Below are 16,808 nucleotides of genomic sequence, written 5' to 3' on the forward strand. Positions count from 1 at the left end.
TAATGAAACTGGCGTCCCAACCGGTTCGATTGTGACATTTCGGCCGGCAGAAGTGCCGTGAACCGGTCATCACAGCGAAGGTTGGTTGTTTTTTGAACAAGAAAAATCGACTAAAAACTTAGGAAAAAGCCTACGTTGGAAGACTAGAAGTCCTACTGTTTAAACGGTTTTTTTGTCGATATACGGTCGCCAGGAAACACCGCGTAATGTTTTCGCGCGCAGTGTCAGCGATAAAAGGAACGAGCTGGACGCTCTGGATCAAGGTTTTATCTGATTGAAAGCTCAGCGCAAGTCCGTCGAACCACTGTGGGTCGGCGAACCTGCGGCGCAGCTTTTACCCTGACCCGGCCCTTGCGCAGGCACTCCCTGTACCCGTAGGTCACTCCGACCCTGTAACAGTCAGAACGTCCCGGCCCCTTGGTCATGCGCCTGCCTTCCTCAGGTGGGCGCAATGGAAGGCAGCAGGGCTGCTGCCTTCATGTTCAAATCAGTACCACTTCGGATCTTTCTTCAGGGTTTCCATCAAAAGATCCTGCATGCCCTGGTCGGGTTTGCCGAGGAAGCGGTAGGTGGCATGTCGCGTTGGCGACTTGTCGGCCGGCAATCCTTCGGGCACATCGACGAGCATGGCGTAAGCATCTTTCTTGTCGAAACTGAAGGCGACGATCAAGCGGTGGTTGAGGCATTTGTCCGCTGATTCGCAGAGCGGTCCGACCAGATATTGATCGCCATCTTCAGTCACGGCATTCATCTGCTGGTCAGGCGTGCCGGACAGGTTCATCACCCATTCCGGCAGGCGTTCTTCCTTCTTCACCACGCCTTCCCAGGTTTCGCGATATTGCGGGTCGGAACTCAGGAGTTCGTTGACCCGCGTCTGGCCGTCATTGGCCGCCATCGCCATGGCACTGCCGCCCAGAAGCAGGGCGGCTGCCAGTGTCTTTAACGCACTCATCGTTAACCTCGGCCGCGACGGCCAAAGAAGAAGGAAGCGATGAACATCACCAGGAACACGACAAAGAGAATCTTGGCGATACCCGTGGCGGTGCCCGCGATACCACCGAAGCCCAGTACTGCAGCGATGATGGCAATGATCAAGAATGTAATTGCCCAGCTCAACATGGTGATTCTCCTTACTTCTCTATTTGGGGGTGTTACGTGTTCCGACGCGTTGCGTCTGAATCTGTTCAATCAATTAGAAAACCCAGCGCTCTTCACGTGGCATCTGATCCTGTGGTTGCACTTGATCGACGTCCATCATGCGCATCGAGGTGCTTTCGGTATGGCTGCTGCTGACGGCGCTGAAGTGCACTTGTGTCGCATGCTGCACCGAGATCAACGGCTCTGAGCGCTGACTGTTTTCCCAGCTCAGGTACTGCTGGCAGGCAATCAGGGTGATCAACAGCGCAAGTACGCCGAACAGACCTTGCTGGATGTGCAGTGGCGAGATACGCACTTGGGCGGCACGTTGGCGAGTCATCCTGGGTTCCTCACTCTTATTCGGTTGGGGCAGTTCTGATCTGCCCGGGATGAGTGAGGTATTGCAGCCTGCATGCCAGTTTTTTATTTGAAAAATATTCAATAAAATCAATGACTTGTAAGCAAGATGAAAAAAGTCCGCGACGCATCCTGCACGATGGGTCATCTGGGATCGTGCGCAATGCACGATTTTTTCGTAGGAGATTTCAATCTTATGGAATTGAGAGCAGGGCGCAGATGTCAGAAAAGTACGCAGGGAATGCCCTGCAAATCGGTGATTGTTTAAAAAATCAACAAAACCAATAACTTGGCTGTAAAGGCAGGAGAGAGCTACCCTCCTATGGCTGGCATCGTTCAGAATCAACCATGCAACTTGCCCGATTTCTCCGGGACTAACATAAGACCAATCACTATGGAGCGTAGGAAAAATGGAATCTGCCACTGAGCATCAAGGCCGCATTCTGCTGGTGGACGATGAGTCCGCCATCCTGCGTACCTTCCGTTATTGCCTCGAAGATGAAGGCTATACGGTTGCCACAGCCAACAGCGCGGCTCAGGCTGACGCCTTGTTGCAACGCCAGGTCTTCGACCTGTGCTTCCTTGATTTACGCCTGGGCGAAGACAATGGGCTCGACGTGTTGGCGCAGATGCGCATTCAGGCGCCGTGGATGCGCGTGGTGATTGTTACCGCGCATTCGGCTGTCGATACTGCCGTCGATGCGATCCAGGCAGGCGCTGCCGACTATCTGGTCAAGCCGTGCAGCCCGGATCAACTGCGTCTGGCCACCGCCAAGCAACTGGAAGTGCGCCAACTGTCCGCGCGTCTTGAAGCGCTTGAAGGCGAGATACGCAAACCGAAGGACGGTCTCGATTCCCACAGCCCGGCGATGAAGGTCGTACTGGAAACGGCTCGCCAGGTTGCCAGCACTGACGCCAACATTCTTATCCTCGGCGAGTCCGGCACTGGTAAAGGTGAGCTGGCCCGGGCTATTCACGGCTGGAGTAAACGCGAGAAGAAATCCTGCGTGACCATCAACTGCCCGTCGTTGACCGCAGAATTGATGGAAAGCGAGTTGTTCGGCCACAGCCGTGGTGCGTTTACCGGTGCCAGCGAAAGCACCTTGGGTCGAGTCAATCAGGCCGACGGCGGCACACTGTTTCTCGACGAGATCGGCGATTTTCCCCTGACCTTGCAACCGAAGTTGCTGCGTTTTATTCAGGACAAGGAATACGAACGGGTAGGGGATCCCGTCACCCGTCGCGCCGACGTACGCATTTTGGCGGCGACCAACCTCAATCTGGAGGACATGGTCCGTGACGGCCGCTTCCGTGAAGACTTGCTCTATCGACTGAACGTCATCACCTTGCACTTGCCGCCACTGCGCGAACGTGCCGAGGACATTCTCACCCTGGCCGACCGTTTCCTCGCGCGCTTCGTCAAGGAATATGCACGTCCGGCGCGCGGCTTCAGCGACGAGGCCCGTGAAGCGCTGCTCGGTTACCGCTGGCCGGGCAACATTCGTGAGCTGCGCAACGTGGTCGAGCGGGCGAGCATCATCTGCCCGCAGGAGCGCGTGGAGATCAGCCATCTCGGCATGGCCGAGCAACCGGCCAACAACGCGCCACGAGTGGGCGCGGCATTGAGTCTGGATGAGCTGGAGAAAGCTCACATCGGTGCAGTTCTGGCCACCGCCGGAACCCTGGACCAAGCAGCCAAAACCCTGGGCATTGACGCCTCGACCCTGTATCGCAAGCGCAAGCAGTACAACCTGTGAGTGCCGGGCGATGAAACTGGCGATGAAGTTGCGGACCCGGTTGTTTCTGAGTATCTCCGCACTGATCACCGTGGCCTTGCTCGGGCTGTTGCTCGGGCTGGTCAGCGTGATGCAGATGGCCGGAACGCAAGAAGCTTTGGTGCGCAGCAACTTCGTCACTTTGGATCTGGGGCTCAAGTTGCGGCAGACGCTGGGTGATCAACTGATCATCATGCTCGCGGAAAAGCCTGATCCCGTGGCGTTCGAAGCGTCGAAGCAGCATTACTTCGAGTTGCTGGACCAAGGCATCGCCCAAGAACAAGAGGGCGATGGCCGGCTATATGGCTTCAGTCGGGCAAAAGCGGATTATCTGAGCTTTCTGGAAGCATTCGATTTGTCGCGTGACCCGGCCGGCTCCATAAGCAGCAGCGCTGACTTCAGGGAGCGCTTCAACACGCTGCGCAACGGACTGATCACCGAGCACAAGCATGCACTGGACAACATCAACGCGGTACAGAGTGAGGCGCGTGACCGAGCCTTGTTGATTGCGGGTCTGCTGGGATTTGTCGGATTGGCGGTGCTGATCATCGGTTTCATCACGGCCCACGGCATTGCCCGGCGTTTTGGCGCGCCGATCGAGGCTCTGGCGAAAGCGGCGGACAATATCGGCCAAGGCAATTTTGAAGTAACCCTGCCGATTTCTTCGGCGATGGAGATGAATCTGCTGACCAAACGCTTCGGCCTGATGGCCGAGGCACTGCGCGAGCATCAGGCGACCAATGTCGACGAATTGCTCGCCGGTCAGCAACGCTTGCAGGCGGTGCTCGACAGTATCGATGACGGTTTGCTGATGATCGACCGACAAGGGCATCTGGAGCACCTCAATCCGGTCGCCCAGCGACAATTGGGCTGGGAGGATGATCGTCTCGGTCAGGGGCTGGGCACGGCGCTGGAGCGCCCAGAGCTGGATGCGCAGCTGCAACTGGTGCTGCGTGGCGGCACCCTCGAGCGGGCGCCGGAGGATTTGAGTATCGAGGTCGACGGCGAATCCCGCCTGCTGACTTATAGCCTGACCCCGGTCAGTCACACCCAAGGCCATATCCTCGGCGCGGTGATGGTGTTGCACGACGTCACCGAGCAGCGCGCCTTCGAACGGGTACGCAGTGAATTCGTCTTGCGCGCCTCCCATGAACTGCGCACGCCGGTCACCGGCATGCACATGGCGTTCGGTTTGTTCCGCGAACGGGCGAAGTTTCCAGCGGAGTCGCGCGAGGCTGATCTGCTCGACACTGTGAACGAGGAAATGCAGCGCCTGATGCAGTTGATCAATGACCTGCTCAACTTCTCGCGTTATCAGAACGGCCTGCAGAAACTCACGCTGGCGCCGTGCTCCATCGAAGATTTGCTCGAGCAGGCGCAATTGCGCTTTGCCGATTCGGCGGCGGCCAAGGGCATCGCCCTGAATGTCGAAGTGCAGGGGCCGCTGCCACGTTTGCAGGCGGATCAGGCGCAGCTCGATCGCGTGCTCGACAACCTGATCGACAACGCGCTGCGTCATACCGCCAGCGACGGTCAGATCCGTTTACAGGCGCGTCGACATGGCGAGCGGGTGATCATCAGCGTCGAGGACAATGGCGAAGGCATTGCCTACGGCCAGCAAGGCCGAATCTTCGAGCCGTTCGTGCAGGTCGGCCGCAAAAAGGGCGGTGCCGGGCTTGGTCTGGCGCTGTGCAAGGAAATCGTCCAGCTGCATGGCGGACGTATGGGGGTTTATTCGCGGCCGGGGCAGGGCACGCAGTTCTATATGGCGCTCGCCGTTTAGGCTTCGTCGTCCATGCGCCTTCCCGCGAGGCGTCGGCCACGGGTGATCAACTCAATGAATTGCACCGCGCTCAGCGCATGGGCGAACAACCAGCCCTGACCGAACTTCACTCCTTCGCTGCTGAGCAATTGCGCCTGTGATTCCAGCTCGATGCCTTCGGCAATCACTTTCAGATCCAGCGCCTGGGCCATGTGAATGATGTGCGGGGCGACGCCGCTGCTCGCCGCGTCGTGGCCCAGTGCATCAATGAACGCCTTGTCGATTTTCAGGCAATCGACCGGCAAGGTCTGCAGGTAGGCGAGGCTGCAATAGCCGGTGCCGAAGTCATCAATCAGCACTTGATGGCCGACATCGCGCAAGGCTTGCAGGTTTTCCCGCGCCACCACCACATCAATCAACCCGCGTTCGGTGACCTCGAAGGCAATCTGCCGCGCGGCGACTCGATGCAATGTGAGCAAGCGCGCCATGACCAGACCGATGCGCGGCACCATCACGTCGCAGGCTGCGAGGTTGACCGAGATATACAGCTGCGGATTGGCACGCAGCAACTGGCCCAATTGCTCCAGCAGACGCTGCAGGACGAAATCGGTCATCTGGCGGATTTGCCCGGTATTTTCCGCCATGGGGATAAACAGGTCAGGGCTGGTCAGTGTGCCGTCCGGGCGGCGCCAGCGCAGCAGGGCTTCGGCGCCCACGCAGTTGCGGCTGTCGAGATCGAAGATCGGCTGATAGAGCACCTGCAACTCACCGCGACGAATCGCGCCGTGAAGCTCGGCGTCCATCGACTGACGCTGGCGCACCAGCAGGAAAACGAAGAATCCCGAAAAGGCGCCAAGCAGCACACAAGCCGGGACCATCCACCACCAGATGGCAGGAATATGCATACCGGTTCTGGGTGTGATCAGCACCAGCTGATATTCCGGGTTGTCGGTGGGCATGCGATAGATCAGCCGGGTTTGTGTGACTTGCAAGGCATCGCGGCTTTTCGGTGGCCATTGTTCCGTGGGTGGCCAGGCTTGCGCCAGGCCGAGTACCGGAATGGCCCGGGTGCCGTGATCGAGTACTACCAAAAGGCTGCTGCCGGGCGACAGATCGACCATGTCGGTCAGGTGCCCGCGCGAAGTGGCTACGCGGAAATTGCCGCGCCCCAGCATCAGCGCCGCGCGGTTTTCATCGGGTTCGGTGGTGGTGTTCAGCCAATAGCTGTAAGTCGGCCCTTTGATATCCGGCGCCCGCACTACCGACACGCCTTCCTGACGCGGACGGTTGGAGCAGATCCGTGACGCGTCCATATAGGCCGCTTCATAGACAAAGCGATAGTTGAAGGTGACTTGCTGCAGGGTGGCGATCATTTCATCGTCACAACTGCGGAGCGGCTGGGCTTCGAGGTCGTCGAGACTTTCACGCAACTGGCCGAATAATTGTTCGAGGCGGGCGAGGAAACGCTCGCCTTGCGCGTTCATTTCCTGACTTTCGCTTTGCTCGACCTGACGCATTGCCACGAACATACCGCCGGCGATCAGCAGGCTGGCACTGAGGACAGCCGCGATCATCGCCAAAAACCAGGGGCGATAAAACCAGCTACGCAGCGTCTCTCGGGTAGCAACCATTATGGAATATCCGAAGAATTACCAATGAGTTATAGCTGCTGATTGCGATTTCGCCCTGACCGTCGGGCGGGCGTCATTATTTTGTCTGGTTCAGTACCAGCAACAGCGCTGCCGTTTGCGCATCCGGCGTGCCATCGAAGCGCGAAGGGCGGAAGTGCATCTGGAAGGCCGCGAGGACATGGCGCGTTGCGACATCCAGCTCGCCGGTCTGCGGCGTGTCGTAACCAAGGTGCGCCAATTGCGCCTGGAACCAACTGATGCTCGGCAGCTCGCCGTTGTTGAAGAGCATTTGCTGGCGCGCCACGGCTTGTTCATTTGGCCACAGGCCCAAACCCTCGGCGGCGAGGCGTTTCCACGGGAACAACGGCCCTGGATCAAGCTTGCGAAGAGGCGCGATGTCGCTATGGCCGATGATGTGCTGCGGGCTGATGCCGTTGCGTTTGCTGATGTCCTTGAGCAGTACGATCAGCGAATGAATCTGCGCTTCGCTGTACGGATACCACAGCCGTCCGGTCGGCGTGTCCTTGAACCCCGGATTGACGATTTCAATGCCGATCGAGCTGGAATTGAGCCAGGTACGGCCCTGCCATTGGCTCTCGCCGGCGTGCCAGGCGCGCTGGTTTTCGTCCATCAGCTTGTAGATGGTGCCGCTCTTGTCGTCGCCGATCAGGTAATGGCTGCTGACTTCGCCGTGGGTCAGCAATTGCAGCGAGCGCTCCAGCGAGGCCGACGTGTAATGCACGACCACAAACTGAATGCGGCTGTCGTAATTGGCCGAAGGATGGCTGGTGTTGTAGCGCGGGCCGCTGGCACAACCGGCCAGAACGAGCAGCGAAGCGAGGAGGGCAAAGAATTTCATGGCAGAGGGCAGTACACGCAAGACAGTAATGCAACAGTGTAACGTACTGCCTTGCGTCTCGACGGTCAGTGGGCGGATTTAAACAAAATGGAACAAATTGCTCAGCCCAGCTCGACCCGATTGCGTCCCGCATTTTTCGCCCGGTACAACGCCTGATCGGCTCTTTTCAGCACCAGATCGCTGTGTTCTCCGGCACGGAATGTCGCCAGCCCCATGGAAATGGTGATGGTCACCCGCTCGCCCTTGAAGTGGAACGGGCAGGCTTCGATGGCGGCGCGCAGGGTTTCCAGCAGCTTGGCGCCGAGCGCTGGCGGGGTCGCCGGCATCAGCAGAACGAACTCCTCACCGCCGAACCGGGCGATGAAGTCCGAGCCGCGCAGGCGTTTGCGCAGCACGGTGGCGATGATTTTCAGCACTTTGTCGCCGGCCAGATGGCCGTAGTTATCGTTGATCCGTTTGAAGTGATCCAGATCGAGCATCGCCAGGCTCAGGGTGTTGCCGTGCTGCTGCCACTGCTTGATCTCATGCTCGAGGCGTTCGCTCCACGCAGCGCGATTGGGCAGGCCGGTGAGCGGATCGATCAAGGCTTTCTGTCTTTGTACTTCAAGATGTTCGCGGAAACCCTGGGCTTCCTGCTCCATATGCGCCACGCGTTCGGACAGGCTTTTCAGCCGCGTGGCGACTTCTTGCTCGCGGGCATCGCGCTGCTTCTGGTGCTGGTCCATAGTGCCGAGCAGGCCTTCGAGATGGTTCTCCAGCACTTGCTTGAGGTCATCCAGATCCGCAGCTTCCTGCATGCTGGTCTGCAAGCCGTCGACCTGCTCACGGATTTGCGTGTCCATCGCTCGCGCTGCCGAGCTGTTATCGGCGTGACCTTCACTGGCCGCTTGCAGGTTGCTCTGGAACGCTTCGAGGCGTTCGTTGAGCTGTTGCAGATAGGCTTCGAATTCATGCTGACCGCTGTCAGTGATCGCCAGCATCAACGTGGCGAGATCGTCGAGGATCGGGATCAGTTCGTACCAGTTCAAGCCGTGCTTGAGCCGTTCACGCATCGCTTCGGCTTGAGGACGGTGACGTTCGGGCAGGGTCAGGTCGTCGAGCAGCCCGATCAGGGTGTCTTCGATGTGCTTGGCCACGGAGCTGTAGGACGGCTCTGGAGTGTCCGGCAGGGCGAACAGGATGTCGTGCTCGGGTTGCTCCGGGTCGATGGCCGCCAGTGCCTGAGCAATCGGTTCGGGCAGGGGCAGGCTGTCGAGGATCAGCGGTGTCGGGTCGCCGGGGTGGATCAATTCGTCGGGGTTGAAGCCGGAGACCGTGACTGGTGTCGGCGTGACACTCGGCGCCATGGCAACTTCAGGTTCGGCCTGCGCTGCTTCAGCGGCAACGGGCGCTGCTGCGCTGGCGAGGGGTGGTTGAAACGCAACCACGTCAGGTTCCGGCTGAGGCTCCGAGAGCGGTGGGGGAATCTCAGTCGCGGGCTCGAGTTGTTTGATCACGGCGGCGGTGATGACCGGGCCTGCAACAGCGGCAGTCTGCAAGGGCGCTGGTTCTGGCTCGGCTTCTGATGCGACAGGCGCTTGCGCATCACGTGGTGCCGGAGTTGGCGCGGGTGCTTCTGCGCTCGGGGCTGGCGCTTCTTCGCTGTCACGGCTACCAAACAAACGCTGCAACAATCCTGGGCGTCCCGGTTCGGCTGGCGTTTCCAGCTGACTCAAAGCCTTGCCCTGCAAACCGCTGAGCTCACTTAACAGCAATGGCATTTCCCGCGCCGAACCGACGCGGCCATCCAGTTGTTTGGCGAATTTCTTCAGTGGCTGAGCGACTTCACGCGGCAACGGCAAAGCCTGCAACTGGGTGACCAGCGACGTCAGCGCGGTACTGACCTGATCGATACGGGTTTCGCGGCGCTGCTCGGAATCGAGCACGGCTTTTTCCAGGCGCGGCAGCAGGGCGGCCAGGCCAGCGTCCATGTCGTCGGTGCGCACCACGTCGCGCATCTCTTTCATGCACTGATCAACGACTTTATCGGTGCCTTCAGCCGCCAGTGTGCTGCGCACCAGACCGCGACGCAGCAAGTCGAGCCTGGCGGCCCAGCGGCGTTCGAGTTTGTCCTGTTGTTCGATGCTTTTGAGGTACTTCTCTTTCCAGCGCTGGGCGTCGTCGCTCATTCAGGGGTTCCGCGAGGGGCAGGACTCAACGCGGGCAATGCATCGGCCGTGAGCGAACCCGGCAGACGAATCTCTACCGCGACCGGCAGGTGATCGGAAATCGGTTGGGCCAGCACTTCGACCTTTTCCAGGGTCAGGGTCGGGCTGAGCAAAATATGATCAAGGCAACGCTGAGGACGCCAGCTGGGGAATGTCGCTTCCACCTGCGGGGCCAGCAGGCCGAGATCGCGTAATGGAGAATGTTGTAGCAGATCGCTGGCGTGGGTGTTCATGTCACCCATCAACACTTGGTGTTTATAGCCACCGATCAGCTCACGAATATAGGCCAGCTGCAGGCTGCGGGTTCGCGCGCCAAGAGCCAGGTGCATCATTACCACCACCAGCGCTTCGGGGCCTTCGCCGAAACGCAGAAGGATCGCGCCGCGACCTTTCGGGCCGGGCAGCGGGTGATCTTCAATCGCCGACGGTTTCAGGCGACTGAGCACACCATTGCTGTGCTGGGCCAGCCGACCGAGGTTGCGATTGAGTTGTTGGTACCAGTAGGGGAAGGCGCCGAGATGGGCCAGGTGTTCAACCTGATTGACATAGCCTGAACGCAGGCTGCCGCCATCGGCTTCCTGCAGCGCGACCAGATCGAAGTCGCCGAGCAGGTCGCCGATCTTTTGCAGATTGCCTGAGCGCCCGGTGTGCGGCAGCAGATGCTGCCAGCTGCGGGTCAGGTAATGTCGATAACGCTCGGTGCTGATGCCGACCTGGATATTGAAACTGAGCAGACGCAAACGCTGGTCTGCGGGCAGGCCCGTGGACTCCAGGTGATGCTCGTTGACCTGCGGATCATGCAGGCCAACGATGCGCTCCGACTTCCAGCGGCGCATGGCAGTTGCCGCGCTTAGTTGGCAGCAGCCTTGGTTGCCGCTCGCTCTTTGGCGACCAGTTGGTCAGCCAGTTGCAGCGCTTGCTCGGCACCACCGGCAGAGCCGATGTCGAAGCGGTATTTGCCGTTGACGATCATGGTTGGCACGCCAGTGATTTCATACTTTTTGGCCAGTTCACGGGCCTTGACGATCTGGCCTTTGATGGCGAACGAATCGAAGGTGGCGAGGAATTTGTCCTTGTCCACGCCTTGGGTGGCGAGGAAGTCAGCCATGTCGTTCTTGTCGGTCAGCTTCTTGTGTTCTTTCTGGATTGCGTTGAACACGGCGTTGTGAACCTTGTGCTCGACACCCATCGCTTCCAGGGTCAGGAACATTTGACCGTGAGCGTCCCACGGGCCGCCGAACATGGCCGGGATACGCACGAAGTTGACGTCCTTGGGCAGTTTTTCAACCCATGGGTTGATCACCGGCTCAAACGCGTAGCAATGCGGGCAGCCATACCAGAACAGCTCGACCACTTCGATCTTGCCAGGCTCTGCAACCGGCACCGGGTTGGCCAGTTCCACGTAAGGGGCGGCAGGTGCTTCGGCGGCTTGAGCGGTCACACCGAACAGGCTGGCAGCGACGAGGGCGGCGCTGATGATCAGATTACGCATGCTTTACTCCTGGACAATTTTGGTCGCCTCGCGCGACCTGTTTTCAGACAGATCCTGGCGGGCATGAGTTCTGTAGTGTAACGGCAGCGGCCACAAAAAAGGGCGGCCAAAGCCACCCTTTTTATACTTGCTGCGACGGATTAATCGAGCGTTAACGTTGCGCGAGATCTATCGCTGCCAAATGCTCTTAGTGCAGACCTTGAATGTAGCTGGAGACCGCGGCGATGTCTTCGTCGCTCAGGCGCTTGGCGATGGTCTGCATGGTCATCGTGTCGCCGTCGTTGTTGCGACCGCCTTCTTCCTTGCGGAAATCGGTCAGCTGCTTGGCGATGTATTGAGCGTGTTGGCCACCCAGATGCGGGAAGCCGGCCGCGGCGTTGCCGGCGCCGTTCGGTGAGTGACAGCCGGTGCAGGCTGGCAGGCCTTTGGCGAGGTTGCCGCCACGGAACAGCGCTTCACCGCGAGCGACGATCTTCGGATCGGCGGCGCCGACGCTGCCTTTCTGGCTGGCGAAGTAGGCGGCGATGTCGGCCAGGTCCTGATCGCTCAGGTTGGTCAGCAGGCCGGTCATTTCCAGAACGGTGCGCTTGCCCGACTTGATGTCGTGCAGTTGCTTGGTCAGGTAGCGTTCACCTTGACCGGCCAGTTTCGGAAAGTTTGGCGCCATGCTGTTGCCGTCCGGGCCATGGCAGGCTCCGCAAACGGCGGCTTTTGCCTGGCCCGCTGCGGCATCACCGGCAGCATGGGCGAAACCTGAGATTCCCACGGTCAACAGCAGACTCACGATCAATTTGTTCATCAGCTAATCCAACTACGGCTAAGGGTTAAGTTATGGACCGGGTTTACTCGCTCATCCAAAGGATGATGGCTTGGTAATCCTCGGCACTGCAGTCCATGCACAAACCACGCGGCGGCATCGCCTTGAAACCCTGGGTCACGTGTTGCACCAGCGTCCCCATACCTTTCGCCAACCTCGGCGTCCAAGCTTCCTGATCGCCTCTTTCGGGCGCCATGGGTAGTTGGCCGGAATGACAGGCACCACAAACACGGTTGTACACGGCTTCCGGATCCTGTGTAGCCTGTGCGCTGTAAAGCGGCATCAAGACTCCGGCAGCCAGCAGCCATTTCGTCATAAAACGACCTTTTCAGGGTTGAGAGCGTTCTGCGTTCTAATGCGCAATCAAAGTCTGTCGCTCTCGTGAACTTCATCCTTCGCTGGGACAAAGCACACACAAAATCTGCGGCATTATATACTGGCGTCACTGAAACGGAAGCGACACCGCGTTCCGCGCCCAATCCCGGCGCCGCCCACATCGGAAATCCCATGCAACTCAAGAATCCCATCCTCGGCCTGTGCCAACAGTCCACGTTCATGCTCAGTGCCGCCAAAGTCGATCAATGCCCTGACGACGAAGGCTTCGAAGTAGCGTTTGCCGGTCGTTCCAACGCCGGCAAATCCAGCGCACTGAACACCCTGACTCACGCCAGCCTGGCGCGTACCTCGAAAACCCCGGGTCGCACACAGCTGTTGAACTTCTTCAAGCTAGACGAAGATCGCCGTCTGGTCGACCTGCCGGGCTACGGTTACGCAAAAGTACCGATCCCGCTGAAGATGCACTGGCAGCGTCACCTTGAGGCGTACCTCGGTGGCCGTGAGAGTTTGAAGGGTTTGATTCTGATGATGGACATCCGTCATCCAATGACCGACTTCGACCTGCTGATGCTCGACTGGGCTGTTGCGGCCGGCATGCCGATGCACATCCTGCTGACCAAGGCCGACAAGCTCACCTACGGCGCAGCCAAGAACACCCTGCTCAAAGTGCAGTCGGAAATCCGCAAGGGCTGGGGCGATCTGGTCACCATCCAGCTGTTCTCCGCGCCAAAACGAATGGGCCTGGAAGAGGCCTACACTGTACTGGCCGGCTGGATGGAACTGGCAGACAAAGGCGCCGAGGCGGCTGAGTAATCAGGGATCTGGAAAATTGGCTGTGGTGCGCGCAGGCAAGGCGGAAGTGCAGCTCGAAAGCGGAGTTCAGGGGCCTAAATGAGCATTTCGAGCTGCACTTCCAACGCAGCCTGAGCGTGCCACAGCCGATTTTTGGGCAAAAAAAGCCCCGGATTTCATTGGGGAGGGAGAAATTCCGGGGTTTAAGTTCCGAACCGCTAGGGCGGGGTTCAGATATCTGCCAACACTTAACACAACATAGGAGCATCGAAGGGCTTCACCAGCCATTCAGTATCTCTGAGTGGTGTCCTTCAGATTAGTTCAGATTTTTTTCAAAAAGCTTTGGAATAATCTCAAGCGCTTTTAGAAATAAGCAGATTTTACCGGCGTTGCCGCGACTACAAGTCGCGGCAAACCGTGTTCAAAAGGCTCAGTGAGCCTCATCCCAATTGTTGCCCACACCCACTTCGACCAGCAGCGGCACATCCAGTTTCGCCGCTTCGCTCATGTGCACGCGGATCTCGGCACTGACCTGTTCGACCAGATCCTCACGAACCTCCAGCACCAGTTCATCGTGTACCTGCAGGATGACTTTGGCGTCCAGCCCGGACGTCGCCAGCCAGTTATCCACAGCCACCATGGCTTTCTTGATGATGTCCGCGGCCGTGCCTTGCATCGGCGCGTTGATCGCCGTGCGCTCGGCGGCAGCGCGCTCCTGCGGCTTGTTCGAGTTGATTTCCGGCAGGTACAGACGACGACCGAAGAACGTCTCGACATAACCCTGATCCGCCGCCTGCGCGCGGGTGCGCTCCATGTACTCGCGAACGCCTGGATAACGGGCGAAGTAGGTGTCGATGTAAGCCTTGGCGGTCTTGGTGTCGACACCGATGTCCTTGCCGAGCTTCTGCGCACCCATGCCGTAGATCAGGCCGAAGTTGATCGCCTTGGCGCCACGGCGCTGGTCGGAGGTCACTTCGTTGAGTTCGACCTTGAACACTTCGGCAGCGGTGGCGGTGTGCACGTCCAGGTTGTTGCGGAAGGCATTCATCAGGCCTTCGTCCTTGGACAGGTGCGCCATGATCCGCAGCTCGATCTGCGAATAGTCCGCCGCCAGCAGTTTATAGCCCTTCGGCGCGACGAACGCCTGACGGATGCGTCGACCTTCAGCGGTGCGTACCGGGATGTTCTGCAGGTTCGGATCGCTAGAGGACAAGCGCCCGGTCGACGCCACAGCCTGATGATACGAAGTGTGAATACGCCCGGTGCGCGGGTTGATCTGCTCCGGCAGGCGATCGGTGTAAGTGCTTTTCAGCTTGCTCATCGAGCGGTGCTCCATCAGCACCTTCGGCAAGCGGTGATCGTCTTCGGCGAGTTTCGCCAACACTTCTTCAGCGGTGGACGGTTGGCCCTTGGCGGTCTTCTTCAATACTGGCAGGCCGAGTTTCTCGTAGAGAATCACGCCCAGTTGTTTCGGCGAGCCAAGGTTGAATTCTTCCCCGGCGATTTCGAAGGCTTCGCGCTCAAGTGCGACCATTTTGTTGCCCAGTTCGATGCTCTGGATGCCCAGCAGCTCCGCGTCGACGAACGCGCCCTGGCGTTCGATGCGCGCGAGAACCGGCACCAGCGGAATCTCGATGTCGGTCAAAACGCTGGCCAGACTCGGGATGGCGCTGAGCTTTTCGAACAGCGTCTGGTGCAAGCGCAGGGTGATGTCGGCATCTTCGGCGGCGTACGGGCCGGCCTGTTCCAGCGCGATCTGGTCGAAGGTCAGCTGCTTGGCGCCTTTGCCGGCGATGTCCTGGAAGCTCACGGTGGTGTGGTCCAGGTACTTCTGCGCGAGGCTGTCCATGTCGTGACGGGTGGCGGTGGAGTTGAGTACGTAAGACTCAAGCATCGTGTCGAAGGCGATACCGCGCACGTTGATGCCTTGGTTCTGATCGCCGCCGATGGCGCAGTTGGCCAAAATGTTCATGTCGAACTTGGCGTGCTGGCCGACCTTCAGCTTGCTTGGGTCTTCGAGAATCGGCTTGAGTGCGCGCAGCACGGTGTCGCGATCCAGCTGTTCCGGCACGCCGATGTAGGAGTGGGTCAGCGGGATATACGCGGCTTCGTTGGCCTGCACGGCGAACGACAGGCCGACCAGTTGCGCCTGTTGCGCGTCGATGCCGGTGGTTTCAGTGTCGAAGGCGAACAGCTTGGCGTTGTTCAACTTTTCCAGCCAGACATCAAAACGCGCTTGATTGAGGATCGTCTCGTACGCGGCTTCGGTCGGAGCAGCGGGAGTTTCGATATCTGGCGCGCTGAACAGATCGCCGGCCGGCGCAGGTTCGCTGGCTGCGCTCAGTTCCAGACGTTTGGCGTCGCGATCCAGATCATTGATCCAGCTTTTGAATTCCAGCAGGGAGTACAGCTCGTAGAGCTTGGCCGGGTCTTCCGCGCCCATCTGCAGGTCGTCGAGTTCGACGTCCAGCGGCACGTCGACCTTGATGGTCGCCAGTTGATAGGAGAGGAACGCCATCTCCTTGTGCTCTTCAAGCTTGGCCGGCAGGGTTTTCGCGCCGCGAATCGGCAGGGTCGGAACGATGTCGAGATTGGCGTACAGCTCGGTAAGGCCGCCGTTGACCCCGACCAGCAAGCCGGAAGCGGTCTTCGGGCCAATGCCCGGCACACCCGGAATGTTGTCGGACGAATCGCCCATCAGCGCCAGATAATCGATGATCTGCTCCGGTGCGACGCCGAATTTCTCCTTCACGCCTTCCACGTCCATCGAACTACCGGACATGGTGTTGACCAAGGTAATGTGGCCATCGACCAGTTGCGCCATGTCCTTGTCGCCGGTGGAGATCACCACCGGACGATCCGCCGCCGCGCTGCTGCGGGCGAGGGTGCCGATCACGTCGTCGGCCTCGACGCCTTCTACGCACAGCAGCGGGAAGCCGAGGGCGATCACGCTCTGGTGTAGCGGCTCGATCTGCACGCGCATGTCGTCGGGCATGCTTGGGCGGTTGGCTTTGTATTCGGCGTACATCTCATCGCGAAATGTCCCGCCCTTGGCGTCGAACACCACGGCGAACGGGCTGTCCGGGTACTGCTTGCGCAGACTCTTGAGCATGTTCAGCACGCCTTTGACCGCACCGGTCGGCAGGCCTTTGGAAGTGGTCAGTGGTGGCAGCGCGTGAAAGGCGCGGTACAGGTAAGACGAACCGTCCACCAGGACGAGGGGGGCTTGGCTCATGAGCAGGATCAACCTTTTCGGCGGGTCCGGCGCTAGAATAGCGGGACCGTTGACGACAAAGGGACAAGGTTATCATGCGTACGTTAAATCGCTTGCTGCTGGTCGGTCTGATTGCTGCCTCACCGTTGGCCGCGATGGCGGCGGATGATGCGCCCGCTTCGGAGCCGGAAGTTACGATCAACACGCACACGGAAGGTGACAAGGTCATCCAGGAATACAGTCGCAGTGGCTTCGTCTATGCGATCAAGGTCACGCCAAAGGGTGGCAAACCGTATTTCCTGGTGCGCGCCGATGGTACGGACGCGAACTACATTCGCTCCGACCAGCCGGATATGCTGATTCCGTCGTGGGAAATCTTTACCTGGAAGTAAGATTCCCGACTTTTAATCGGCGTCGTCTGACCGCGAC

15 protein-coding genes are annotated in these 16,808 nt (G+C 59.2%); 4 read left to right on the plus strand and 11 right to left on the minus strand.

The annotated features are described in order from the left end of the window. Positions 1-487 precede the first annotated feature (487 nt). The 3 genes from HU718_RS01285 to HU718_RS01295 form a co-directional block, all read right to left on the minus strand. On the minus strand, positions 488-952 hold the full coding sequence (locus tag HU718_RS01285) for an inhibitor of vertebrate lysozyme family protein (protein WP_016986435.1): 465 nt from the start codon (positions 950-952) through the stop codon (positions 488-490). A gap of 2 nt (positions 953-954) precedes the next feature. Further along, complete coding sequence (locus HU718_RS01290) at positions 955-1,119, minus strand: DUF1328 domain-containing protein (protein ID WP_003177151.1); 165 nt, start codon at positions 1,117-1,119, stop codon at positions 955-957. A 73-nt stretch (positions 1,120-1,192) separates the two neighbouring features. Continuing rightward, positions 1,193-1,477, minus strand: a complete 285-nt coding sequence (locus tag HU718_RS01295; protein ID WP_150708328.1) for a hypothetical protein — start codon at positions 1,475-1,477, stop codon at positions 1,193-1,195. 427 nt (positions 1,478-1,904) lie between these two features. On the opposite strand from HU718_RS01295, the gene algB reads away from it, so the two are divergent. Further along, positions 1,905-3,251 carry a sigma-54-dependent response regulator transcription factor AlgB gene (algB, locus tag HU718_RS01300; RefSeq protein ID WP_025112294.1) on the plus strand — a complete coding sequence of 449 codons (1,347 nt, stop codon included), beginning with the start codon at positions 1,905-1,907 and terminating at the stop codon, positions 3,249-3,251. A 10-nt stretch (positions 3,252-3,261) separates the two neighbouring features. After that, on the plus strand, positions 3,262-5,052 hold the full coding sequence (locus tag HU718_RS01305; RefSeq protein ID WP_186613148.1) for an ATP-binding protein: 1,791 nt from the start codon (positions 3,262-3,264) through the stop codon (positions 5,050-5,052). Here the strand turns inward: HU718_RS01305 and HU718_RS01310 are convergent. The 7 genes from HU718_RS01310 to HU718_RS01340 form a co-directional block, all read right to left on the minus strand. Beyond that, positions 5,049-6,662 carry an EAL domain-containing protein gene (locus HU718_RS01310; RefSeq protein ID WP_150708330.1) on the minus strand — a complete coding sequence of 538 codons (1,614 nt, stop codon included), beginning with the start codon at positions 6,660-6,662 and terminating at the stop codon, positions 5,049-5,051. The two genes, HU718_RS01305 and HU718_RS01310, sit on opposite strands and share 4 nt — an antisense overlap. 76 nt (positions 6,663-6,738) lie before the next feature. Further along, entirely contained in the window at positions 6,739-7,521 is a 783-nt protein-coding gene (locus HU718_RS01315; RefSeq protein WP_150730894.1) for an N-acetylmuramoyl-L-alanine amidase, read from the minus strand. Between the two features lie 101 nt (positions 7,522-7,622). Then, a complete protein-coding gene (locus HU718_RS01320) occupies positions 7,623-9,689 on the minus strand; it encodes a GGDEF domain-containing protein (RefSeq protein WP_186613146.1) in 2,067 nt (688 codons plus the stop codon). Further along, positions 9,686-10,564: an endonuclease/exonuclease/phosphatase family protein gene (locus HU718_RS01325; protein ID WP_095119648.1), complete on the minus strand. Its 879-nt coding sequence runs from the start codon at positions 10,562-10,564 to the stop codon at positions 9,686-9,688. Before HU718_RS01325 ends, HU718_RS01320 begins: the two co-directional genes overlap by 4 nt. Before the next feature lie 14 nt (positions 10,565-10,578). Further along, positions 10,579-11,220 (minus strand): thiol:disulfide interchange protein DsbA/DsbL, encoded by a 642-nt coding sequence (locus HU718_RS01330; protein WP_016986442.1) that lies wholly within the window; start codon positions 11,218-11,220, stop codon positions 10,579-10,581. A gap of 187 nt (positions 11,221-11,407) precedes the next feature. Next, on the minus strand, positions 11,408-12,019 hold the full coding sequence (locus HU718_RS01335) for a c-type cytochrome (protein ID WP_016986443.1): 612 nt from the start codon (positions 12,017-12,019) through the stop codon (positions 11,408-11,410). 43 nt (positions 12,020-12,062) lie between these two features. Next, complete coding sequence (locus HU718_RS01340) at positions 12,063-12,353, minus strand: c-type cytochrome (RefSeq protein ID WP_016986444.1); 291 nt, start codon at positions 12,351-12,353, stop codon at positions 12,063-12,065. A gap of 191 nt (positions 12,354-12,544) precedes the next feature. Between HU718_RS01340 and yihA the strand changes: the two genes are divergently transcribed. Then, positions 12,545-13,186 (plus strand): ribosome biogenesis GTP-binding protein YihA/YsxC, encoded by a 642-nt coding sequence (gene yihA, locus HU718_RS01345; protein WP_007911767.1) that lies wholly within the window; start codon positions 12,545-12,547, stop codon positions 13,184-13,186. Positions 13,187-13,595: 409 nt separating this feature from the next. On the opposite strand, the gene polA is transcribed toward yihA, so the two are convergent. After that, on the minus strand, positions 13,596-16,400 hold the full coding sequence (polA, locus tag HU718_RS01350; protein WP_186613145.1) for a DNA polymerase I: 2,805 nt from the start codon (positions 16,398-16,400) through the stop codon (positions 13,596-13,598). A gap of 74 nt (positions 16,401-16,474) precedes the next feature. Between polA and HU718_RS01355 the strand changes: the two genes are divergently transcribed. Next, positions 16,475-16,771 carry a DUF2782 domain-containing protein gene (locus tag HU718_RS01355; protein ID WP_008081231.1) on the plus strand — a complete coding sequence of 99 codons (297 nt, stop codon included), beginning with the start codon at positions 16,475-16,477 and terminating at the stop codon, positions 16,769-16,771. Positions 16,772-16,808: the final 37 nt, after the last annotated feature.

It is taken from the genome of Pseudomonas tensinigenes (assembly GCF_014268445.2).
Lineage (GTDB): Bacteria > Pseudomonadota > Gammaproteobacteria > Pseudomonadales > Pseudomonadaceae > Aquipseudomonas > Aquipseudomonas tensinigenes.

Bases quoted from the DNA above. Each gene is read 5' to 3' on its own strand.
- HU718_RS01355 (WP_008081231.1), top strand. From the start codon at position 16,475: ATGCGTACGTTAAATCGCTTGCTGCTGGTCGGTCTGATTGCTGCCTCA.
- yihA (WP_007911767.1), top strand. From the start codon at position 12,545: ATGCAACTCAAGAATCCCATCCTCGGCCTGTGCCAACAGTCCACGTTC.
- HU718_RS01320 (WP_186613146.1), bottom strand. From the start codon at position 9,689: ATGAGCGACGACGCCCAGCGCTGGAAAGAGAAGTACCTCAAAAGCATC.
- algB (WP_025112294.1), top strand. From the start codon at position 1,905: ATGGAATCTGCCACTGAGCATCAAGGCCGCATTCTGCTGGTGGACGAT.
- HU718_RS01310 (WP_150708330.1), bottom strand. From the start codon at position 6,662: ATGGTTGCTACCCGAGAGACGCTGCGTAGCTGGTTTTATCGCCCCTGG.
- HU718_RS01285 (WP_016986435.1), bottom strand. From the start codon at position 952: ATGAGTGCGTTAAAGACACTGGCAGCCGCCCTGCTTCTGGGCGGCAGT.
- HU718_RS01290 (WP_003177151.1), bottom strand. From the start codon at position 1,119: ATGTTGAGCTGGGCAATTACATTCTTGATCATTGCCATCATCGCTGCA.
- HU718_RS01295 (WP_150708328.1), bottom strand. From the start codon at position 1,477: ATGACTCGCCAACGTGCCGCCCAAGTGCGTATCTCGCCACTGCACATC.
- HU718_RS01315 (WP_150730894.1), bottom strand. From the start codon at position 7,521: ATGAAATTCTTTGCCCTCCTCGCTTCGCTGCTCGTTCTGGCCGGTTGT.
- polA (WP_186613145.1), bottom strand. From the start codon at position 16,400: ATGAGCCAAGCCCCCCTCGTCCTGGTGGACGGTTCGTCTTACCTGTAC.
- HU718_RS01340 (WP_016986444.1), bottom strand. From the start codon at position 12,353: ATGACGAAATGGCTGCTGGCTGCCGGAGTCTTGATGCCGCTTTACAGC.
- HU718_RS01325 (WP_095119648.1), bottom strand. From the start codon at position 10,564: ATGCGCCGCTGGAAGTCGGAGCGCATCGTTGGCCTGCATGATCCGCAG.
- HU718_RS01305 (WP_186613148.1), top strand. From the start codon at position 3,262: ATGAAACTGGCGATGAAGTTGCGGACCCGGTTGTTTCTGAGTATCTCC.
- HU718_RS01335 (WP_016986443.1), bottom strand. From the start codon at position 12,019: ATGAACAAATTGATCGTGAGTCTGCTGTTGACCGTGGGAATCTCAGGT.
- HU718_RS01330 (WP_016986442.1), bottom strand. From the start codon at position 11,220: ATGCGTAATCTGATCATCAGCGCCGCCCTCGTCGCTGCCAGCCTGTTC.